Origin of the sequence: Citrobacter sp. RHBSTW-00524, from assembly GCF_013747755.1 — a bacterium.
GTDB classification, from domain to species: Bacteria; Pseudomonadota; Gammaproteobacteria; order Enterobacterales; family Enterobacteriaceae; genus Citrobacter; species Citrobacter braakii.
In genome coordinates this window covers 13,486-33,600 of record NZ_CP056421.1, presented here as the reverse complement: position 1 = coordinate 33,600, position 20,115 = coordinate 13,486, and the positions used below count along the sequence as shown (strand labels likewise).

20 protein-coding genes are annotated in these 20,115 nt (G+C 54.5%); 6 read left to right on the top strand and 14 right to left on the bottom strand.

The features are described 5' to 3' along the window. Positions 1-136: 136 nt before the first annotated feature. From HV229_RS00165 to rbsK, 6 genes are all read right to left on the bottom strand, one after another. Positions 137-1,465, bottom strand: coding sequence for an MFS transporter (locus tag HV229_RS00165; RefSeq protein WP_181546630.1), 1,329 nt, complete (start codon positions 1,463-1,465; stop codon positions 137-139). A 9-nt stretch (positions 1,466-1,474) separates the two neighbouring features. Next, the gene (gene uhpB / locus HV229_RS00160) at positions 1,475-2,977 is read right to left on the bottom strand and encodes a signal transduction histidine-protein kinase/phosphatase UhpB (protein ID WP_075848948.1); all 1,503 of its coding nucleotides are present in this window, start codon (positions 2,975-2,977) and stop codon (positions 1,475-1,477) included. Further along, positions 2,974-3,567, bottom strand: coding sequence for a transcriptional regulator UhpA (gene uhpA / locus HV229_RS00155; protein ID WP_016155044.1), 594 nt, complete (start codon positions 3,565-3,567; stop codon positions 2,974-2,976). The genes uhpB and uhpA overlap by 4 nt, the downstream gene beginning before the upstream one ends. A 195-nt stretch (positions 3,568-3,762) precedes the next feature. Next, a complete protein-coding gene (locus tag HV229_RS00150) occupies positions 3,763-4,776 on the bottom strand; it encodes an aldose 1-epimerase family protein (RefSeq protein WP_181546628.1) in 1,014 nt (337 codons plus the stop codon). 11 nt (positions 4,777-4,787) lie between these two features. Further along, positions 4,788-6,104 carry an L-fucose:H+ symporter permease gene (fucP, locus tag HV229_RS00145; protein WP_094761528.1) on the bottom strand — a complete coding sequence of 439 codons (1,317 nt, stop codon included), beginning with the start codon at positions 6,102-6,104 and terminating at the stop codon, positions 4,788-4,790. 27 nt (positions 6,105-6,131) lie between these two features. Then, positions 6,132-7,052 carry a ribokinase gene (gene rbsK / locus HV229_RS00140; RefSeq protein WP_003827124.1) on the bottom strand — a complete coding sequence of 307 codons (921 nt, stop codon included), beginning with the start codon at positions 7,050-7,052 and terminating at the stop codon, positions 6,132-6,134. A gap of 325 nt (positions 7,053-7,377) precedes the next feature. Here rbsK and HV229_RS00135 point away from each other — a divergent pair, with 325 nt between their 5' ends. Beyond that, positions 7,378-8,163 (top strand): DeoR family transcriptional regulator, encoded by a 786-nt coding sequence (locus tag HV229_RS00135; RefSeq protein ID WP_047415709.1) that lies wholly within the window; start codon positions 7,378-7,380, stop codon positions 8,161-8,163. A 1-nt stretch (position 8,164) separates the two neighbouring features. On the opposite strand, the gene ilvN is transcribed toward HV229_RS00135, so the two are convergent. The 3 genes from ilvN to ivbL all read right to left on the bottom strand — a co-directional run bounded on the left by ilvN (position 8,165) and on the right by ivbL (position 10,353). After that, positions 8,165-8,455, bottom strand: coding sequence for an acetolactate synthase small subunit (gene ilvN, locus HV229_RS00130; protein ID WP_003023914.1), 291 nt, complete (start codon positions 8,453-8,455; stop codon positions 8,165-8,167). A 3-nt stretch (positions 8,456-8,458) separates the two neighbouring features. Then, positions 8,459-10,147: an acetolactate synthase large subunit gene (gene ilvB / locus HV229_RS00125; protein ID WP_016155049.1), complete on the bottom strand. Its 1,689-nt coding sequence runs from the start codon at positions 10,145-10,147 to the stop codon at positions 8,459-8,461. A gap of 107 nt (positions 10,148-10,254) precedes the next feature. Further along, positions 10,255-10,353, bottom strand: a complete 99-nt coding sequence (ivbL, locus tag HV229_RS00120; RefSeq protein WP_003827118.1) for an ilvB operon leader peptide IvbL — start codon at positions 10,351-10,353, stop codon at positions 10,255-10,257. A 522-nt stretch (positions 10,354-10,875) separates the two neighbouring features. On the opposite strand from ivbL, the gene tisB reads away from it, so the two are divergent. The 3 genes from tisB (at position 10,876) to emrD (ending at position 13,300) form a co-directional block, all read left to right on the top strand. Next, the gene (gene tisB, locus HV229_RS00115; RefSeq protein ID WP_003023909.1) at positions 10,876-10,965 is read left to right on the top strand and encodes a type I toxin-antitoxin system toxin TisB; all 90 of its coding nucleotides are present in this window, start codon (positions 10,876-10,878) and stop codon (positions 10,963-10,965) included. A gap of 123 nt (positions 10,966-11,088) precedes the next feature. After that, positions 11,089-11,922, top strand: a complete 834-nt coding sequence (locus HV229_RS00110; RefSeq protein ID WP_016155051.1) for a DMT family transporter — start codon at positions 11,089-11,091, stop codon at positions 11,920-11,922. Positions 11,923-12,115: 193 nt separating this feature from the next. Then, positions 12,116-13,300, top strand: a complete 1,185-nt coding sequence (gene emrD / locus HV229_RS00105; RefSeq protein ID WP_075848952.1) for a multidrug efflux MFS transporter EmrD — start codon at positions 12,116-12,118, stop codon at positions 13,298-13,300. Here the strand turns inward: emrD and HV229_RS00100 are convergent. Together HV229_RS00100 and dsdC are read right to left on the bottom strand one after the other, a co-directional pair. Continuing rightward, complete coding sequence (locus tag HV229_RS00100) at positions 13,227-14,309, bottom strand: cellulase family glycosylhydrolase (protein ID WP_080859251.1); 1,083 nt, start codon at positions 14,307-14,309, stop codon at positions 13,227-13,229. The two genes, emrD and HV229_RS00100, sit on opposite strands and share 74 nt — an antisense overlap. 78 nt (positions 14,310-14,387) lie before the next feature. Further along, entirely contained in the window at positions 14,388-15,314 is a 927-nt protein-coding gene (dsdC, locus tag HV229_RS00095) for a DNA-binding transcriptional regulator DsdC (RefSeq protein ID WP_016155054.1), read from the bottom strand. 229 nt (positions 15,315-15,543) lie between these two features. Between dsdC and dsdX the strand changes: the two genes are divergently transcribed. Beyond that, positions 15,544-16,881 (top strand): D-serine transporter DsdX, encoded by a 1,338-nt coding sequence (gene dsdX / locus HV229_RS00090; RefSeq protein ID WP_016157809.1) that lies wholly within the window; start codon positions 15,544-15,546, stop codon positions 16,879-16,881. A gap of 17 nt (positions 16,882-16,898) precedes the next feature. After that, complete coding sequence (gene dsdA / locus HV229_RS00085) at positions 16,899-18,221, top strand: D-serine ammonia-lyase (protein WP_080859250.1); 1,323 nt, start codon at positions 16,899-16,901, stop codon at positions 18,219-18,221. A gap of 12 nt (positions 18,222-18,233) precedes the next feature. Here the strand turns inward: dsdA and HV229_RS00080 are convergent, their stop codons facing one another. Genes HV229_RS00080 through HV229_RS00070 form a run of 3 tightly spaced genes read right to left on the bottom strand, consistent with a single transcriptional unit; the run spans position 18,234 to position 20,042 of the window. Next, entirely contained in the window at positions 18,234-19,346 is a 1,113-nt protein-coding gene (locus HV229_RS00080; protein WP_175392768.1) for an anaerobic sulfatase maturase, read from the bottom strand. Continuing rightward, complete coding sequence (locus HV229_RS00075; protein ID WP_016155058.1) at positions 19,343-19,705, bottom strand: DUF202 domain-containing protein; 363 nt, start codon at positions 19,703-19,705, stop codon at positions 19,343-19,345. Before HV229_RS00075 ends, HV229_RS00080 begins: the two co-directional genes overlap by 4 nt. Next, positions 19,695-20,042, bottom strand: coding sequence for a DUF202 domain-containing protein (locus HV229_RS00070; protein ID WP_016157812.1), 348 nt, complete (start codon positions 20,040-20,042; stop codon positions 19,695-19,697). Before HV229_RS00070 ends, HV229_RS00075 begins: the two co-directional genes overlap by 11 nt. Positions 20,043-20,115: the final 73 nt, after the last annotated feature.

Sequence of the window (20,115 nt, the reverse complement as noted above, 5' to 3'; positions counted from 1 at the left end):
CTCCCGAGCTAATTTTTATACCTGCGAATGGCAGGCATTGTAAAAATCAGCCGGGGGACGCGCCTGAGACAGCGTCCAGGTGAAACCGGGAAAATTTCTTAGTTTTGCCCTACTCAGGGCAAAAAGGTGAGGTGCATCACGCTTCGTTGAGTTCGCGTGGAGCCTGGGCGTTCAAAAACGGCAGCAGCAGCAGCGCGGAAATTCCCGCCGCAATGGCGATCACCACAAAGAATCCGGTCCAGTGCCAGACCTCCATCACCTTCGCCAGCGGCCAGCCGGAAAGCGATGCCCCCAGATAGGCAAACAGCCCGACAAATCCGGTTGCCGCGCCCGCTGCCTCTTTGTGCGAGCACTCCGCCGCCGCCATGCCGATCAGCATTTGCGGGCCGAAGACGAAGAATCCGGTGGTGAAGAAGCACGCCGCCTGCATCACGTAACTGGCGAACGGCATCAGCCACAACGAGCCCACGGAGAGCAAAATTCCGGCAGCGAAAATCAGGTTCATTGGACCGCGGTTGCCGTTAAACAGTTTGTCCGAGCCCCAGCCTGCGACCAGCGCGCCGATAAATCCGCCCAATTCGAACATGGTCACGGCGGTATTGGCGGTCACCAGATCCACGCCGAGCGTCTCCGACATATACAGATTGCCCCAGTCGTTGATGGCGGCGCGGACGACGTACACCAGCACGTAACACAGCGACAGCAGCCAGATATAGGGATTCAGCAATACATAGCGGGTGAGGATCTCTTTACGGCTCAGCCCTGCGCCTTCCTGCTGCTGGGCGATTTCCAGCTCATCATGGCGCCAGTCGCCAATCGGCGGCAGACCAATCGCCTGCGGCCTGTCGCGCAGCCGCCAGCAGAGAAAAATCCCCACTACAATCGCCAGCAGCCCGGCGATCATCATCCCGGCACGCCAGCCGTAGTGCAGCGCCGTCGCCGCCATCACGATAGGGATCAGCGCCCCGCCAACATTGTGCGCAGTATTCCACAGCGCCCACCAGCCGCCGCGTTCGGTACGCGAATACCACGCGGTCAATAAACGCGCGCAGACCGGCGACCCCCAGCCCTGGAAAAAGGCGTTCAGCGCCCAGAGCACCGCAAAAGCCCAGAGCGAGGTGGAGAAGCCAAACAGAATGTTCACCACGCCGGTGGCGATAAGCCCAAACCCCATAAAATAACGGGCGTTGGAACGGTCACTGACGATACCGGAAACAAACTTCGACAGGCCGTAGGTGATGTAAAACAGCGTCGCCAGCAGACCAATGTCGCTGCGGGTCAGCACGCCGCTGGTGAGGATATCCGGTACGGCGGCGTTGAAGCTCTTGCGTGTGAAATAGAACAGCGCGTAGCCGAGCCAGATAGTGGTCAGAATATGCCGCCGCCAGTAGCGGTAGAGGGCATCCACTTCATGCTTATCGGTGATGAGCGGCGCGCTGACTGAGGATTTTAAAAACGAAAACATGACCGCTCCTTACACATAACGCTGGGGTAACGACACGCTGACCCGCGTGCCGTGCGTACAGGAAATCGAGAGCGATCCCCCGAGGGCGGTAATACGTTCACGCATCCCGGTGAGGCCAAATCCCTGCTGATTCGACCCCGGCGGCAGGCCGCTGCCGTCGTCCTCAATCACCAGCATCAGCCGTTCATCCTGCTGCCAGCCCTGAAGCGTCACCGCGCTGGCGTTGGCGTGCTTAACGATGTTGTTCAGCCCTTCCTGACAGACGCGAAACAGCGTCACCCGCTGACTTTCGCTGAGTGCAGATTCGTCAATTCGCCAGTCAAGGTGGCTGACAATGCCACGGCTTTCCAGCTCCATTTCACGCATCAATGAGCGGATCGCTTGTTCCAGCGTGAGATCATCCAACTGGCGCGGACGCAGACGACCCAACAGACGACGCACCGAATCGTACACGCCAAGAGAAAGTTGTTCGATATGCGCCCCGCTGCGCTTCACCCCTGCGTTTTCCGGCGCCAGCCGCTGGACAATGCCCGCCTGGGTGCGAATGGCGGTGATGGTCTGACCGATATCATCGTGCAGTTCGCGCGCCACATCCCGGCGCACGCTCTCTTCGGTCTCCAGCAGGCGTTCAGCCAGACGGTGGTTGCGCGCTAATTCGTTTTGCAGCGACTGGTTAAGCTCGCGCAGACGCTGGATCCCCGCGCCGAGCAGCAGCCCGGTCAGGCTTTGCACCAGCAGGGAGAGCAACAGGTCGACGGGATGATCGTGCCAGGTCTGGCTGGCAATCAGCGCAATGGCGTTCATTAACGTGGCAATCAGCGCCCCCTGCCAGCCGTAGTGCCAGGCGAGCGCAATGATCGGCAGTGCGAGGCAAAACGGCGTGAAGCGCGACAGTTCATCGGGCAGGCCAAGCTGCAACCACAGGCTGACGCTAAACAGCAGCAGATACCAGACCAGATGCCGTCCGCGCCAGTTCACCGGCTGAGACACCACCGCCGGGCCCAGCGGCAACCAGGTGGTGCTGGTAAGATAGTGCCAGAAAACCAGACAGATCGGAGCCAGCGTTAATCCACCAGTGAGCGTCAGCAGTAGGGCATTCCACGCCTCTTCGCCTTGCCCAAGCCAGGGCAGCGATTGCAGCAACGCCGCCGCCGTCAGCGCCGCGCCCTGCAACAGCAGCGTGCGCCAGTCGCGCTGATGGCGGTAGCGCGAAATCAGCATCACCGGGAGTAACGTGAGGAAGCTCCCGATCATCAAAAGTAGCAAGTGAGCCAGCGCCACTTCCTGCGCCAGCCAGAAAAGAAGCAGCCATTCCGCACCCAGCAGCACCGGCCAGTAGCCGCGTGGACATTGCAGCATCAGCCCCAGACGCAGGCCAAACGGAAACAGCAGTACCGCCAGCTCCGGGCGCTCAACCAGGTGCAGACTGATACTCCACAAGCAGAACCACGCGGCAGAGAAGATAAAGAAGCAGGCAACAACGGTGATTAACCGGGAACAGAGCGTGTTCATTGCCAGCCGTCAAACATCCGGCGGGCCAGTTCGACATCGTTGCTAACGCCCAGTTTTTCCATCAGGTTAGCGCGATGCACGTGCACCGTTTTCGGCGACAGGCCCAGTTCGGCGGCAATCTCTTTAACCGCCATGCCTTGCGCCAGTTTCTCCGCCACCTGACGTTCGCGTTTGGTCAGCGGATCCTGACGACCAGCCGCTAGTTTAACGGCGATATCCGGAGTCAAATAGCAGCCGCCGGTCGCCACGGTATGCACCGCCGCGATCAGCTCATCAGGACTACAGCGTTTAGAAAGGAAACCACGCGCGCCCGCGTTGAGCGCCTGCTCCACCAGCGCCGGGCTGTCGTGGACGGAGAGCATGATAATCGCCATCCCTTTTGGCAACTGGCTTAACAGTTCAAGACCGGAGATATCAGGCATCGAGATATCACAGATACATACCTGCACGCCACGTCCCGGTAATCCCGCCAGCGCCTCGCTGCCTGAGCCGAACTCAGCCACAACCTGCAAATCAGGTTCCAGCCCCAGCAACTGGGCAAAGCCGGAGCGGACGATAGTGTGGTCGTCGATAAGGGCAACGGTGATCATGGGTTCTGTCCTGGGGGATAAAAAACGTGCTTACCTTAACGATATACACTTTATCCTTCAAGCAGCCTCTGCGTTGGCTTGGTCTGCTCACCCGAGTCACTGACTTGAGTAAGCTTCTGAGGTGAGCAGACTTGCCGCCTTATGCAGCTTGAAGGATTTTGTGTTCCGACGCGCTGCTGTTTAAGCCTTGAGCGATCAGGCGATGCCAGTTGTGACGGTAAATGTGCGGGTGTGCTGCGGTTCTAGCTGAATCAACGTGCCTTTTCGCTGCGCCGCCAGGAAGCCTTCAGGGCGACAGGTCGCAGGTAGGGCGAAGGCTGCCACCTGCTGATCGCCGTTATAGAGGATCCAACGGGTGACATAATTCAGCTCCGCGCTGGAGAAACGCGTCACGAACGTGGTGCCATCAGGTGCGATCATGCGAAATTCAGGCTTATCCGTGTATCGGTCCAGTTGGTCAGCGAAGAAAACGATTTCCGGATCGTAAAAATCGGGCTCGTTGAGGCGCCCCAGCGAGGTCTCGCCCTGAATGATCCGCTGATTAAACGTCAGCCACTGCTCGGTAGGCTTAACATGCGCGGGTACCGACTCACGCAGCTTCATGGCTTCATCCGGGATATTCTGGCTGAAGGTCGCTTCCGGTACGTAGGCATAGTTCATATGGCACATATACTGTAAAGGCATTGCCACTGAGGCGAGGTTGGTGACCGCCATCTGAATATCAAACAGCGCACTCGCTTTGCGCATAATCACCGCAGGATGCGCCTGATAATGATGACCGAACCCCATCACATACTCGTAGCGTCCGCTCACGCGCAAATTCTCTCCCTCCAGCTCCAGCCAGGCCTCATCCATCGCGGCACAGGCCATTTCGCCATGCAACGGATGAGAATCTTCCGGCGAAGGGCAGCCATTAGCCAATATACCCGAGTGGAAAGCAAAGCAGCCGTAAGTCGCTACCACTTCCGCAGCCGGTTTCGGCTGACTGAACATGTTGCGCATGGTCAGTTCATGCCCGTCAAACTGAGCATCCCAGATCATCTGCCCCATCCAGGGCAGAATAACCAGATGTCCACGACTGTTTTCTATCTTCAGCCCTTCCACACCGCTGGCGTAACGAAATGCGGTAACCGTGAAGTCGCTATTCTTCAGTAAGATTCGCGGATGCTCTGCAAAGAGTTCCCGCCACAGCATGATACGTGTTGTCATGATCGCTCTCCTCAGGAAACAGTCGCTTCAGCCAGGTTATTGCGCACTTTGCTTTCACGCCAGAAGTAGATACCGACGTACACGAAGCACAACATGGAGACCAGGAACGAGAGTTGTAGCGAGTGGAACATATCGGCCACATAGCCCTGAATTGCCGGAACCACCGCTGCACCAACAATCGCCATGACAATGACTGCTCCCGCCATTTCAGTATGTTCGTTATCCACGGTATCCAGCGTACCGGCATAGATTGTCGCCCAGCAGGGTCCAAACAGGACGCTCACCAGTACGGCAACGTACACGGCGCTGAAGCTTGGCGCCAGCGCAACATAGACCAGAAACAGTGCGCCAATGGTGGAGTAGAGGATCAGCACTTTTTCCGGATTGAAGCGTGTCATCAAGATGTTGGCGATAAACTTGCCGATAAAGAAGCAGGCAAAGCTATAGACCATGAAGGTTGAGGCGTCGCGCTCGTTGATATCACCCAATTCCAGCGCCAGACGGATGGTAAATGACCACACCGCGACCTGCATCCCCACGTACAGGAACTGCGCCACAATCCCACGGCGGAAACGGGCATTGCTGGCCAGATAACGCAGCGTATCCATCGCTGACGGACGTTTATGACTCGCCGTTTGCGCGACTTTACAGGTCGGGAAGCGAGTCAGCAGGAACAACACCATCACCACAACCAGCACCATAATCATGTACTTGTAAGGCTCAAGGGTATTTTCCAGCATCAACACTTTAAAGTTGTGGATCTGCTCCGCGTTCATCCCAGCCATCTGTTTTTCCAGACTCTCGCCTTCAGAGAAGACCAGATATTTACCCAGCAGAATACCGGCGGCTGCGCCAATGGGGTAAAAGGTCTGGCTGATGTTCAGGCGCAGGGTGGCATACGCTTTTGGGCCAATCATGGAGCTGTAGGTGTTGGCTGCGGTTTCCAGGAAGCTCAGGCCAATCGCAATCGCAAAAATTGCCGCGAGGAACATGGTGTAGGTGGCCATGTGCGATGCCGGGAAAAAGAGCGTACAGCCAACAATATAAAGGGTCAGTCCCATTAAGATGGCGATTTTATAACTGGTCTTTTTAATCACCAAAGATGCCGGAATCGCAATTAAAAAATAACCGCCATAAAAGGCACTCTGAACTAATGCCGAAGCAAAGTTGCTGAGTGAAAATACGCTTTTGAATTGCGTAATCAGAATATCATTTAATGCGGCTGCGCATCCCCATAAAGGGAATAAACAGGATAACAAAATAAACTGGAACAGAGGCGTCTTATTCAGATAGCCGTCGGGCATCTGAATGATGTTTTTATCGTTCATAGTGCTACCTTTTACAATGCAGGAGTATTATTCGTTTAAGGTAAGAAACTCATTAAATTGTTCGATGCTTGGATAAGATGATTGAGTGCCTTTCCCGGTAACGCTGAATGCAGCGAAGAGAGCGGCTTTTTTCATGGCGGCTTCGACATCACCGCTTTGAACGTAATAGTGGGCAAAACAACCGATGAAAGCGTCACCTGCGCCACTGGTATCGACAGCGTTCACTTTAAACGCCGGGACATGGACTTCCTGGTCACGCGTCATCCACAGAGCGCCTTTCTCCCCCATGGTGACGATAATATTGTTCAGACCTTTATCAACCAAAGAACGTGCCGCGGCGCGAATATGGTCATAGGTATCCACCGGCATACCGGTTAATATTTCGAGCTCGGTTTCATTTGGTACGAAGAAATCGCATTTACAGGCATAAGACATATCTAATTCCCGTAATGCAGGGGCGGGATTTAATAACACTTCAATACCGTGCTTTTTACCGAATTCAATCGCGTGATAAACCGTTTCCAACTGTACTTCCAGCTGCAGGACAATAAGTTGACACTTTTTCAGATCTTCCGCCGCGCGATCGATATCTTCCGGGGAGAGAAACTTGTTGGCACCTTTAATAATCAGAATGCTGTTGCTGGAGTTTGCATTAACAAAGATCGGTGCAACGCCGCTGCTGGTGCAGGGTACCTTTTCGACATAGGTCGTATTAATCCCCCAGGATTCGAGATTACGAATGGTGTTATCCGCAAAAATATCATCACCGACTTTCGTCAGCATCAGCACTTTGGAATTGAGCTTAGCAGCCGCAACGGCCTGATTTGCTCCTTTACCGCCACAACCAATTTTAAAGGCGGGTGCTTCCAGCGTTTCCCCTTCTTTGGGCATCTGGTTGATGTAGGTGATGAGATCCACCATGTTGGAGCCAATAACCGCGATATCCATTTTACTACCTCTCAGAAACAATCACACAACAATGATATTAAAATAACATTATCATGTTACTTCCGTATCATTTGTGACTAGGATCGCGATTGGAGGATCATTTTATTGTTTATTTATTATGCTAAATGTTGCGTCTCTATCACACTCAAAATGATTAACTTGCTTACAATTGACTGAAAACTCGCTGCTTATAATCAATAAAACGTGTAAAAACACGCTTTTATTTCCCAATGGTCAGACGTATAGTAATGCAGCAATATCATGTTCCCAGAAACACATAAATGTTACTGAAGGAACATGAAAACATGATTCGTGGAGAGTGTGCATGGAAACCAAGCAAAAAGAACGTATTCGACGTCTGATGGAATTGTTGAAGAAGACCGACAGAATCCATCTGAAAGAGGCGGCGCGCATGCTGGAGGTTTCCGTGATGACCATCCGTCGGGATCTCAGCCAGGATGACGAACCATTGCCGCTTACGCTACTCGGTGGTTACATCGTGATGGTGAACAAGCCCGCCACCCTCGTTAACGCTCCGCTCCCCGTGCAAAAGCAGTATCATCGCGACGATTTACCGGTTGCCATTCTGGCCGCGGGACTGGTCAGTGAAAACGATCTGGTCTTTTTTGATAATGGTGCCGAAATGCCATTAGTCGTCAGCATGATCCCGGACGATATTACCTTTACCGGAATTTGCTACTCACACCGGGTATTCGTGGCGCTAAATGAAAAACCCAACGCCACGGCGATTCTTTGCGGGGGCACCTATCGGGCGAAAAGTGATGCCTTTTACGACACCAGCAATCCCTCTCCGCTGGATGCGCTCAACCCACGAAAAGTGTTTATCTCTGCCAGCGGAGTCCATGAGCATTTCGGCGTTAGCTGGTTCAATCCGGACGATCTGGCCACCAAACGCAAAGCGATGGAACGCGGATTGCGCAAAATTCTGCTGACGCGCCACGCCCTGTTTGATGAGGTTGCTCCCGCCAGCATTGGCCCGCTTTCCACTTTTGACGTACTGATAAGCGATCGCCCGTTGCCGGCAGATTATGCAACCCACTGCCGGAACGGTTCTGTCAAAGTCATCACCCCGGATTCAGACGGCGACTAACTCACTCAAAGAAAACTGTGATTTTGTTAAACATCGACGGGTCGGACTGGTTGCGGGCCACTTTCACCACATCTTCCAGCTTGTCGATCTGGCTTATCATCTGCTCAAGACGTTGATCGTCGTTGACCAGTAGCCAGATGCGGCTCTTGTCGCTGTCCTGAATCGGTAGACAGAGAATGCCTTCCACGTTGAATGCGCGGCGGGCAAACAGCCCGCAGACGTGGGTCATTACGCCCGGATGGTTGCGTACGGTGAGTTCCAGGATTACGTTGTCATGAGTCTGCTGTTGCATGGCTTATTCCCCCACCATTTCTGTGTTTGCCGCACCCGGCGGCACCATCGGGTACACTTTTTCTTCGGCATCGATACGCACGTGGATCAGCGCAGGTCCAGGGCGATTAATAATCTCCTGCAACGCTGCCTGTGGATCCGCTTCGTTATTCAAATCGCAGGTTTCGAGGCCAAACCCGGCGGCTATCTGCATAAAGTTAATCATCCCCGGATATGTCGCCGCAAAAACGCCCTGCTTATAGAACAAACTCTGCTGCTGATACACCAGACCCAACGCTTCGTTATTCATCAGGATGATTTTAATATCCAGCTGATTTTCGCTGGCCGTCGCCATTTCCTGAATATTCATCATCAGGCTACCGTCGCCGGAGAAGCACAGCACCTTTTTGTCCGGGTTGACCAGCGCTGCGCCAATTGCCGCCGGCAGGCCAAAGCCCATGGTTCCCAGACCGCCGGAGGTCAGCCACTGACGCGGACGGTTCAGCGGGTAAGCCTGTGCGGCCCACATCTGATGCTGGCCTACGTCGGTGGTGATAATGGCATTGTCATCCACGCAGGCCGCTACGGCGTTGATCAGCCCATAGTGGCTGAGCGGGTCGCTTTCCTGCGGAATGCTGCAGGGGAATTCGCGTTGTAAATCGGCCACCATTTGATGCCACGACTCTCGCGGCTGCGCGTCAATTAATGGGATCAGTTGCGCCAGAACCTCATCGACATCCGCCTGAATCGCCACATGCGGCTGTTTGATTTTACCCAGCTCCGCGCGGTCGATGTCCACGTGGATGATTTTGGCGTTCGGACAGAACTGCTCGGTTTTACCAATCGCCCGGTCATCAAAACGTGCGCCCAGAACAATCAATAAGTCCGCTTCTTGCAGAATAAAATTAGTGCTGCGCGCGCCGTGCATACCCAGCATGCCTAATGACAGCGGATGCGCTTTCGGCAACATACCGAGCGCCATTAAGGTCATGGTGGTGGGCAGCATGGCTTTTTCTGCCAGTTCACGAACCCGCTCAGGCGCGTTAATCACGCCGCCGCCGAGATACAGCACCGGACGCTGTGCGGCGTTAATCATAGCTGCGGCATCGCGAATGCTGTCCTGGCTGAACGCCGGTGCCGCCATTTTCTGCGCGGGCTCCGGCATCTCTTCAATCTCAAAAACGGCGGTTTGAATATCCTTAGGAATGTCTATCCACACCGGGCCCGGACGGCCGGACTGCGCAATGCGGAACGCATCGCTCATGACCTGCGGTAATTCACTGATATGGCGGACCAGATAGTTGTGCTTGGTGATGGGGATAGAGATGCCGTAGGTGTCGACTTCCTGGAAGGCGTCGGTCCCGATCATTGAGGCCGGAACCTGCCCGGTGATACACACCAGCGGGATGGAATCCAGCCGCGCGTCGGCAATGGCGGTCACCAGGTTGGTCGCGCCCGGTCCGCTACAGGCCATACAGACGGCGGGTTTACCATCGGTTCTCGCCATCCCCTGCGCGATAAACCCCGCGCCCTGCTCGTGGCGCGCCAGGATATGACGGATTTGCGTGCTTTGGCTTAAAGCGTCATAGACGGGAAGAATCGATCCGCCAGGAATACCGGTGACCACCTGAATCCCCTGGCGTTCCATGAAATGAACGATGAATTCTGCGCCCGTAAAACGCGTACGCTTGGATGTTATGCCCGAACTTGCCATGCTCCAGTCCTTTTATTCTGGGCCTTTGCTTCGGGCAGGTCTCTTAAACGAAAAACCCCGCCCGGTTTGCGCCGGCGGGGTTTTGGAATCGTGTGTTGATCCGGACCCTACGGCGCATTGCCGACGACCACCACCACACGCACGACGACCGCTGCGCGAGATGGCGCAGTTTTTAGTAGGGTCGCAGTCAGCATGGAAGGGTTCATTAGGGACCTGTCTGTTTGTTGATTAACTGGATTTATACAAACACAGGTTTTTCAGCGTGACAATGGAAAATTTTTCATCTGCATAAAAATGCGTCAACGATCACATTTCGCTGTGCAGAGTCGGAAAACAAAAAACCCCGCCGGAGCGAGGTTTTTTTCAGCGCTGTGCGGTTGGTAGCCGCCGAACACACTGTGTTATGTCAACGGAAAAAGTATACGCGTTCTGCGAAGAACACGCAATTTCGGCACGAATTTTGATGGTTTTGAGTATGGAACATGAATGGCACAATGTCTACAAAATACTGTTAATTTATACAGTGTTTATCTATAATGTCTCGGTACGCAATGTGTTATGCGGGGGCCGCATCGTAAACCGGCGCATCAAAGTCCTGGCTGAAACGGGTGGTGCCGTCAGCGCCTTAACCCCCGTGTGAGCACACTGTGTTATGTCAACAAAGGTGCTGGCAACAGGCAGCGGCGAGGTACGTCAGCACCGTGCTCCTTGTACCAAAAGGAGAGCGTATGAGCCTCGTGGATATCGCTATTCTTATCCTCAAACTCATTGTTGCAGCACTGCAACTACTTGATGCCGTTCTGAAATACGTTAAGTAATTCGGATTCAAGTCGCACCTAAGGGGAGCGGGTAACACTCCGCTCCCCTTTCACCTTCTCCCTGGTGCTTGTCTCGCGCCAATATGTTACGTTTTTATGACATTCTCAGGGAAGAACGCCACCATGACGCTTTCTGTTTTCTGCATTTTGCTGTTTGCCGCGCTGCTGCATGCCAGTTGGAATGCCATTGTTAAAGCTGGAAACGATAAACTGTACTCGGCGATTGGCGTCAGCGGCTCCGCGGCGATTATGGCATTGATCTGCTTACCCTTCGCGCCTCAGCCTTCCACCGCCAGCCTGCCGTTTTTGGCCGTCTCAACCGCGTTGCAAGTGGTGTATACGGTCCTGGTCGCCAAAACCTATCAGGTTTCGGATATGAGCCAGACCTATCCTCTGATGCGTGGGACAGCACCGCTGCTGGTTGCGATTATCAGCGTCTTGTTCCTTGGCGATAGCCTGTCTGTGTTTGCCTGGGTGGGGATTGCTACGATCTGTCTGGCCATTCTCGGCATGGCATTTAACGGACGCAGCAGCTCACAACGCGGGATCGTACTGGCGCTCATTAACGCCTGCTTTATCGCTGGTTACACGCTGGTTGATGGCACCGGCGTACGCTTATCAGAAACCGCGCTCGGTTATACGCTGTGGACCTTCTTTCTGAACGGTTCCTGTCTGCTGGGCTGGGCGATGATCGCCCGGCGCCGGGAAGCGTCACGCTATCTGGTACAACAGTGGAAGAAAGGTATTCTGGGTGGAATTGGTACGATGGGTTCTTACGGTCTGGCGCTGTGGGCCATGACCCAGGCTCCGTTGGCGGTGGTCGCAGCGCTGCGTGAAACCTCCATTCTGTTTGGCGCTCTGCTCGCCTGGCTACTGCTGAAAGAAAAGGTTGCCGGAATACGCCTTGTCGCGGCCGCCGGTATTGCCGTAGGCGCTGTCTTACTTCGCTTGTCATGATCGCGCCGTAAAGCCGATGCAATCCGGCAACATTTGTTGCCGCTTTTTGTTTACATTTCCTGCCGTTCATCGCGTAAACATTCCAGCCCACTATCTGGCCTTCTTTTTCTGTTGTGGTAGATTCCACGCGCATTTACGGGAAAGTACAGCACCTTATTCTTCTTTTTTCTCTTTTTTAAAAGTAATCAGCGAAATGAAAAGGCATAGAAGCGTCAATTTGTTGTTGATGTTGGTATTACTGGTGGCGGTAGGTCAGATGGCGCAAACCATTTATATCCCCGCGATTGCTGATATGGCGCGTGAACTGAACGTTCGCGAAGGAGCGGTGCAAAGCGTAATGGCCGCCTACCTGCTGACCTACGGCCTGTCACAACTGTTCTACGGCCCACTTTCCGATCGCGTTGGCCGCCGTCCGGTGATCCTCGCCGGAATGTCTATTTTTATGCTGGCCACGCTGGTCGCGATTACCACCCACAGCCTGACGGTACTGATTATCGCCAGTGCAATCCAGGGCATGGGAACAGGCGTCGGCGGTGTAATGGCGCGAACCTTACCGCGCGATCTGTACGAAGGCACGCAGCTGCGCCACGCGAATAGTTTGTTAAACATGGGGATTCTGGTGAGTCCGCTGCTGGCCCCGCTGATTGGCGGCATGCTGGATACCTTGTGGAACTGGCGCGCCTGTTACATTTTCCTGCTGGTTCTGTGCGCGGGCGTCACGTTTAGCATGGCGCGCTGGATGCCGGAAACGCGTCCTGCGGGCGCACCGCGTCCACGCCTTATCGCCAGCTATAAAACGCTGTTTGGTAACAGTTCTTTCACCTGTTACGTGCTGATGCTGATCGGCGGCCTGGCGGGCGTTGCGGTCTTCGAGGCCTGCTCCGGGGTATTGTTGGGCGCAAGGCTCGGTTTAAGCAGCATGGTGGTCAGTATCCTGTTTATTCTGCCCATCCCGGCGGCATTTTTCGGCGCCTGGTTCGCCGGTCGCCCGAATAAGCGTTTCTCGACGCTGATGTGGCAGTCGGTTATCTGCTGTCTGGTAGCCGGTTTAATGATGTGGATCCCGGGCCTGTTTGACGTGATGAACGTCTGGACGCTGCTGGTTCCCGCCGCACTATTTTTCTTCGGTGCCGGGATGCTGTTTCCGCTGGCAACCAGTGGCGCAATGGAGCCTTTCCCATTCCTGGCAGGCACTGCCGGTGCGCTGGTTGGGGGATTACAGAATATTGGTTCCGGAGTGCTGGCGTGGTTCTCTGCAATGCTGCCGCAGACCGGGCAAGCCAGTTTGGGCCTGCTGATGACCCTTATGGGACTGTTGATTTTTGTTTGCTGGCTTCCGCTGGCGTCACGCGTGTCGCATCAGGGGCAGGCGGTTTAAGCGTATGATGGCCCGGCTTATCGCCGGGCTTTTCGCATTCAGGCGCGATCATCGTCGTCAGTAACGGCTCCAGCGCCGGACGCCAGGCGCCTTCCTCGCCATCATAAAACTGCGTATCCGCATTGATAGCATAGGGAATTTTCGCTTTTTTCAGTTCGCACGCCATAAAGCGGGCAAACGCCATTTGCGAGGCAGAAGGCGCGTTCCTGATGGTTTCTCCTGGCGACCACCCTCCCACCCAACTGACATGACCCGTTTTCTGCTGCCAATGAATGGCGGTATTGATACGAGCGCGAATAGCGGCCTTTTCTGCCGCTGTGCCTGAGGTCCACGGATATTTACCGTTATTTTTCAGCGGCCCCCACGGAAAAATATGCCATTGAGCCAGCACGGTATTCTGACTTTGCGGCGGCAGTTTCAGGTCAGGCAAATCTTCCGGCGCGGCGCGTAGTCGCGGCGCGATAAAAATCATCCGCTGCGGGTCGATGGCATGGACAGTACGAATGGTTTTGTCATACACCCGATTGAGCGATACCTGATTATGGTTGAGCTTATCAGAGGGTTCGTATATCAGGTCGAAACCCAGCAACGGCGAGCTTTGACCAAAGTAATGCGCCACCGCCACCCACCAGTTAACCACCTCTTTTTCGTTACCGGTACTGGGATCTTTTTTATATTCGTCAGCCTGATAGGCAATTATCGGGATCACGCCATACTGCTCGCAGGCTTCCACCAGCTTGCGCAGATGTATAAGCCGCGCCTCCGTAGGCTCTCCCGCTACGCGAATGCGCACGTGGGTTAACCCTTTCGCCTTGTAATCCCGCACCACCAGCGGATCGAATTCACGAATACCCCGATCGGTGCGCGCCCAGTCTACGTCCATCCCAACGCCAAGCTGCTGCGCATACTGCGCCGCGGTCAGCACAGGTTGCGCGGCACACACGGTGGCGCTGGCTAACAGTAAAAGGAAAACTATCGGCTTTAACACGGTCGTCCTTACGCAAATCATCAGGAGTGATATCACGTATTTAGCATGCTTTTTCACTTTGCGTGTAGCGAGAAAGCGTAAAAAATATTCGCGGCCCGCTTATTTAACCTGTTCCTGAAGCCAGCGAATAAACGCCTCGATTTTCGGCCACTGTCTGCCAGGAAGGGTAGTGATGTAGTAGTGCTGATGGCATTTCAGCGCCATATCGCCAAAAGGCGCAACCAGCTCTCCGCTGTCGAGGCGTTTTTGCACCAGCCGCTTTCGGCCCATCGCCACGCCGATATGATTCATCGCCGCAATCACCGCCAAATCAGAACGATCGAAACCAATTCCCGACGATGTCGGCAGATTCACCGAAAAATGCTGCGCCCAACTGTGCCATTCATCGGTCCCGGAGTCGTTACTCCACGCCTGTCTGTCATGCAGCAACGTACAGTGCGGTAAATTCACCAGCGAACCGGTAAGGTCATGGCGGCGAGCGTAGTCCGGGCTGCATACCGGCAGGATCTCTTCATCCATCAGGAAGTGGTGCGTGAGCTGCGCGGAGGGCGCGTCGTCAAAATAGATGGCCAGATCGACCCCGGCACGCTGCAGATTGACGTTGTCGTTCCCGGTCAGCATGGTCAGCGAAATCGACGGATAGCGACGGGTAAAGTCGCCGAGCGCCGGAACCAGCCAGCACTGAGCGATAGAAGGCCGTGAGTAGACGGTGAGGGTCCCGGACAACTCCTGATTTTTAATATCAAGGATTTCCTGATTCAGCGTATCCAGCGATGATTTCAGCGCCCAGAACACGCGCTTGCCCTCGTGGGTGAGTTCCACTTTACGATGCGAACGAACAAACAGCTGAATACCCAGCTCATCTTCCAGCTGATTAATGCGATGGCTGACAGCGCTGGGGCTTAATGACAGCTCATCTGCCGCCAGCGCAAACGACTGATGTCGGGCCGCCACTTCAAAGGTATACAGCTTTGACAACTGCCAGCCGTTGAGCAGCCGATTTCTGACCTCGCGTAAGGGATCCATGTTCACCTCCTGTCCTCCTGATTCATTCGCCGGAGTGTAAAAAAGTTCGCTGCAAAAATCAGCACAAAGATGAATCAAGGTGAACCATATCGCATAAACAAAGCGTAATTAGACGTAAATCACCTACTTGATGCAATCTGGCTCATGTGAAAGGGGATTTATATCGTTTGTCAGACTATGCCTTATTTTTGTCCAATAACCCTATATTAATCACAGGGCAAGGTGAGTTATGCACTCTCAAATCTGGGTTGTGAGCACGCTGCTGATAAGCATCGTGTTAATCGTTTTGACCATCGTGAAGTTCAAATTCCACCCGTTTCTGGCGCTGCTGTTAGCCAGCTTCTTCGTGGGTACGATGATGGGTATGGGGCCGCTGGATATGGTCAATGCCATTGAGAGTGGCATCGGCGGTACGCTGGGCTTCCTCGCCGCGGTTATCGGCCTTGGGACCATTCTTGGCAAAATGATGGAAGTGTCCGGCGCGGCCGAACGTATCGGCCTGACGCTACAGCGCTGTCGCTGGCTTTCCGCTGACGTCATTATGGTACTGGTCGGGCTGATTTGCGGGATCACACTGTTTGTTGAAGTCGGCGTAGTGCTGTTGATTCCTCTGGCCTTTTCAATTGCCAAAAAAACCAATACCTCGCTACTGAAGCTGGCGATTCCGTTATGTACAGCGCTGATGGCGGTACACTGCGTCGTGCCGCCGCATCCAGCCGCCCTGTTCGTGGCGAACAAGCTGGGCGCGGACATTGGCACCGTGATTGTCTACGGCTTACTGGTGGGCTTAATGGCCTCGCTGATCGGCGGTCCGCTGTATCTGAAATTCCTCGGTAACCGTCTGCCGTTTAAACCGGTTCCGGCTGAGTTTTCCGACCTCAAGGTGCGCGACGAAAGTACGCTGCCATCGCTGGGCGCTACGCTGTTTACCGTACTGCTGCCGATTGGCCTGATGCTGGTAAAAACCGTCGCTGAGCTGAACATGGCGAAAGGCAGCACGGTTTATACGCTGTTGGAGTTTATTGGTAACCCGATCACCGCGATGTTTATTGCCGTTTTCGTGGCCTATTACATTCTCGGCCTGCGTCAGCACATTGGCATGGGGGCGCTGCTGACCCACACCGAAAACGGTTTTGGCTCCATTGCTAACATTTTGCTGATTATCGGCGCAGGCGGCGCATTCAACGCTATCCTCAAGAGCAGCGGACTGGCGGATACTCTCGCGCTGATCCTCTCGAACATGCATATGCACCCGATTCTGCTGGCTTGGCTGGTGGCGTTAATCCTGCATGCTGCGGTGGGCTCTGCCACGGTGGCGATGATGGGCGCGACGGCAATCGTGGCCCCGATGCTGCCGCTCTACCCCAACGTTAGCCCGGAGATCATCGCCATTGCCATCGGTTCTGGCGCGATTGGCTGCACGATCGTCACCGATTCCCTCTTCTGGCTGGTGAAGCAATATTGCGGCGCCACCCTAAATGAGACGTTCAAATATTATACGACCGCGACATTTATCGCGTCCGTTATTGCACTGGTTTGCACATTCCTGCTTTCCTTTATTATCTAAGCGCAAAGAGACTGACTATGGAAAACATTCAAACACTTATCGCCCAGCATCCTTTAGTGGAAGATCTGGTCGCTCTCAAGGAGACGACCTGGTTTAACCCTGGCACTACCTCTCTTGCGGAAGGTTTACCGTATGTTGGCCTGACAGAGCACGATGTTCAGGATGCCCACGCTCGTCTGACGCGCTTCGCGCCGTATCTGGCGCAGGCATTCCCGGAAACCGCAGCCACCGGCGGCATTATCGAATCTGAACTGGCCGCAATCCCAACGATGCAAAAGCGGCTGGAAAAAGAGTATGGGCAGCACATCAACGGCGAAATTCTGCTGAAGAAAGACAGCCATCTACCGATTTCCGGCTCAATTAAAGCGCGTGGCGGTATTTATGAAGTGCTAACCCACGCGGAAAAACTGGCGCTGGAAGCCGGTCTGCTGACCACACAAGACGATTACAGCATTCTGCTTTCGCCTGAGTTTAAACAGTTCTTCAGTCAGTACAGCATCGCCGTAGGCTCCACTGGCAACCTTGGGATGTCGATCGGCATTATGAGCGCCCGTATCGGCTTTAAGGTGACGGTTCATATGTCTGCCGACGCTCGCGCATGGAAAAAAGCCAAACTGCGCAGCCACGGCGTGACGGTCGTGGAGTATGAAGAAGATTATGGCGTGGCGGTTGAGCAGGGCCGTAAGGCGGCACAATCCGATCCGAACTGTTTCTTTATCGATGATGAAAATTCCCGCACGTTGTTTTTAGGTTATGCGGTCGCCGGCGAGCGTCTGAAGGCGCAGTTCGCGCAGCAGGGGCGCGTGGTGGATGCCGACCATCCGCTGTTTGTTTACCTGCCGTGCGGCGTCGGCGGTGGGCCTGGCGGGGTGGCGTTTGGCCTGAAGCTGGCATTCGGCGATAACGTGCACTGCTTCTTCGCAGAACCGACCCATTCACCGTGCATGCTGCTGGGGATTTATACCGGGCTGCACGATAGGATTTCTGTGCAGGACATTGGTATCGATAACCTGACAGCGGCTGATGGGCTGGCGGTGGGCCGCGCGTCCGGCTTTGTTGGCCGGGCAATGGAACGTCTGCTCGACGGTCTGTACACCCTGGACGATCAGACTATGTACGACATGCTGGGCTGGCTGGCGCTGGAAGAAGGCATTCGCCTTGAGCCGTCGGCGCTGGCCGGGATGGCCGGTCCGCAGCACGTTTGCGCTTCTGCTGACTATCAGCAAATGCACGGCTTCAGCGCAGAGCAGCTCAATAACGCCACCCACCTGGTGTGGGCGACCGGCGGCGGCATGGTGCCGGAAGCCGAAATGGCGCAGTATCTGACCAAAGGACGTTAAACGCCGCTGAACTTAACGCAGCATCGCCATCAGTTCCATCGGTGAGCGATGTTGCTTCAGAAGGTCACGCATCACGCGCATATGCGGCGCGGTATGATTGAAGAAAGCGCTGTATCCGCCGCAAATCGCACTCTTTCCACTGCTGTCGCGATGCTTTGGGCAATCGCCATGGCAAAAGCGTAATAGCGAACACGCCTGGCATTCCGCGCTCAGCGTGGTTCTCTTGGACTGACCAAACGCCGCTGCCCTCGGGCTGGCGTTGAGCTCACTCAACGACGTGCGATGAATATTACCCAGGCGAAAATCAGGGTGAACATAGTGATCGCACTGATACAAATCGCCATTCGCTTCCAGAGCAAAAGCATGTCCGCAGGTGGAGCTTAGCGAACACATCTGCGCCGGGTGTCCGCACCATACGCCCAGAGTTGAATCAAATAACTGGACGAATACGCGGCCAATATCCTCTCTGACCCAGATATCAAAGACGGAATTCAGGAAGGTTCCCCACGCCTGAGACGGGACGGATTCGGCGGTAAGCTCACCGTCTTCATCATATTCAACCAGCGGAATGAACTGCAAAAAAGGCGTGCCAAGCTGGCGTAGGTAGCGATACATCTGCCCTGGTCGCTGGCTGTTCAGAGAATTAACCACTACCAGCAGATTGAACTCCACCTGATGCTTACGGAGCCTGGCAATGGCGTCCACCACCTTATGGTGAGTCGGTTTTCCGCTGCGGTTAACACGATAAGCATCGTGCAACTCGGCGGGGCCATCCAACGAAATCCCCACCAGCCAGCCGTTATCGTGCAAAAACTGACACCATTCGTCGTTGAGCAAAATCCCGTTGGTCTGGAACGCGTTATGGATTTTCTTCCCTTCCCCGTACTGTTTTTGCAACGTCACTACGCGGCGAAAAAAGTCGATGCCACAGAGGGTTGGCTCTCCGCCCTGCCAGGCGAACATCACGTCAGCCCCCGGCTGTGCGGTGATATGCTGACGAATAAACGTCTCTAAGGTGGCGTCATCCATTTCGGGTTGAGTGGGTTTATCGATGTAAAAACAGTAACGACAATCCAGGTTACAACGAGAGCTGGCTGGTTTGGCCATGACCTGACATCCTGTCATGCTAAATTCCCGATAAACGCAATAAGTTGGCGGACATGCGTTACAGCAAACAGTATTGCGAGGGATAACACCGCGAGGGAGATCATAAATTTGTCACGCACCGCGCGAGATTCAGAAAAATCGCTATGCGTAACATCCATCAGATTACGGCTGCGGGTATAGCGCCACAAAACGATTGCCACCAGCGCCAGCACCACAATTGAAACCCAAAACAGGAAACCCGCCTGATGCCAGTTGTGCTTCAGCGCCAACGCCATTAGCGCGCCATAACCCAGAAGCGTACGAAACCAGGCCAGCGATGTTCGCTCCGGTTGTAACCCCGGATCAGCGATACGTCGCGACTTACGGCTATCCGGCATACAGCACCAGTCCCATGACAATCACCGCGACAATAAACAAAATCAGACTGATGATTAACAGGCTATGGGTATAGGGCAAATCCTCTTTCAGGCGCATCGCCCTCTCATTACGCAGCCAGCGCAGGTAGCCATAAATCGCCAGACCACCGGCAAACAGGCACAGCAACAGCGCCAAAAGCTCACGAATTACCGGCGTGGCAAAATCCGGAGCCAGTTGGTCGAGACCAACGCCCGCCGCCAGAAATCCCAGCGCGGTACGGATCCACGCCAGAAAGGTACGCTCATTTGCCAGTGAGAAGCGGTAATCCGGGGCTTCTCCAAGGCGGGAAATTTTCATCAGGACTCCTTTTTACTTTCACAGTTCAGCTACAACGCTGCTCACTTTCAGAATTGCGAACATGGTATTGCTG

What these genes read in the sequence shown, in the direction of transcription:
- dsdX (WP_016157809.1), top strand. Translation starts at nt 15,544, where the DNA reads ATGCACTCTCAAATCTGGGTTGTGAGCACGCTGCTGATAAGCATCGTG.
- HV229_RS00165 (WP_181546630.1), bottom strand. Translation starts at nt 1,465, where the DNA reads ATGTTTTCGTTTTTAAAATCCTCAGTCAGCGCGCCGCTCATCACCGAT.
- dsdC (WP_016155054.1), bottom strand. Translation starts at nt 15,314, where the DNA reads ATGGATCCCTTACGCGAGGTCAGAAATCGGCTGCTCAACGGCTGGCAG.
- HV229_RS00150 (WP_181546628.1), bottom strand. Translation starts at nt 4,776, where the DNA reads ATGACAACACGTATCATGCTGTGGCGGGAACTCTTTGCAGAGCATCCG.
- uhpA (WP_016155044.1), bottom strand. Translation starts at nt 3,567, where the DNA reads ATGATCACCGTTGCCCTTATCGACGACCACACTATCGTCCGCTCCGGC.
- HV229_RS00100 (WP_080859251.1), bottom strand. Translation starts at nt 14,309, where the DNA reads ATGATTTGCGTAAGGACGACCGTGTTAAAGCCGATAGTTTTCCTTTTA.
- dsdA (WP_080859250.1), top strand. Translation starts at nt 16,899, where the DNA reads ATGGAAAACATTCAAACACTTATCGCCCAGCATCCTTTAGTGGAAGAT.
- tisB (WP_003023909.1), top strand. Translation starts at nt 10,876, where the DNA reads ATGAGCCTCGTGGATATCGCTATTCTTATCCTCAAACTCATTGTTGCA.
- ilvB (WP_016155049.1), bottom strand. Translation starts at nt 10,147, where the DNA reads ATGGCAAGTTCGGGCATAACATCCAAGCGTACGCGTTTTACGGGCGCA.
- fucP (WP_094761528.1), bottom strand. Translation starts at nt 6,104, where the DNA reads ATGAACGATAAAAACATCATTCAGATGCCCGACGGCTATCTGAATAAG.
- HV229_RS00110 (WP_016155051.1), top strand. Translation starts at nt 11,089, where the DNA reads ATGACGCTTTCTGTTTTCTGCATTTTGCTGTTTGCCGCGCTGCTGCAT.
- HV229_RS00070 (WP_016157812.1), bottom strand. Translation starts at nt 20,042, where the DNA reads ATGAAAATTTCCCGCCTTGGAGAAGCCCCGGATTACCGCTTCTCACTG.
- ilvN (WP_003023914.1), bottom strand. Translation starts at nt 8,455, where the DNA reads ATGCAACAGCAGACTCATGACAACGTAATCCTGGAACTCACCGTACGC.
- HV229_RS00075 (WP_016155058.1), bottom strand. Translation starts at nt 19,705, where the DNA reads ATGCCGGATAGCCGTAAGTCGCGACGTATCGCTGATCCGGGGTTACAA.
- uhpB (WP_075848948.1), bottom strand. Translation starts at nt 2,977, where the DNA reads ATGAACACGCTCTGTTCCCGGTTAATCACCGTTGTTGCCTGCTTCTTT.
- ivbL (WP_003827118.1), bottom strand. Translation starts at nt 10,353, where the DNA reads ATGAACCCTTCCATGCTGACTGCGACCCTACTAAAAACTGCGCCATCT.
- HV229_RS00080 (WP_175392768.1), bottom strand. Translation starts at nt 19,346, where the DNA reads ATGACAGGATGTCAGGTCATGGCCAAACCAGCCAGCTCTCGTTGTAAC.
- HV229_RS00135 (WP_047415709.1), top strand. Translation starts at nt 7,378, where the DNA reads ATGGAAACCAAGCAAAAAGAACGTATTCGACGTCTGATGGAATTGTTG.
- emrD (WP_075848952.1), top strand. Translation starts at nt 12,116, where the DNA reads ATGAAAAGGCATAGAAGCGTCAATTTGTTGTTGATGTTGGTATTACTG.
- rbsK (WP_003827124.1), bottom strand. Translation starts at nt 7,052, where the DNA reads ATGGATATCGCGGTTATTGGCTCCAACATGGTGGATCTCATCACCTAC.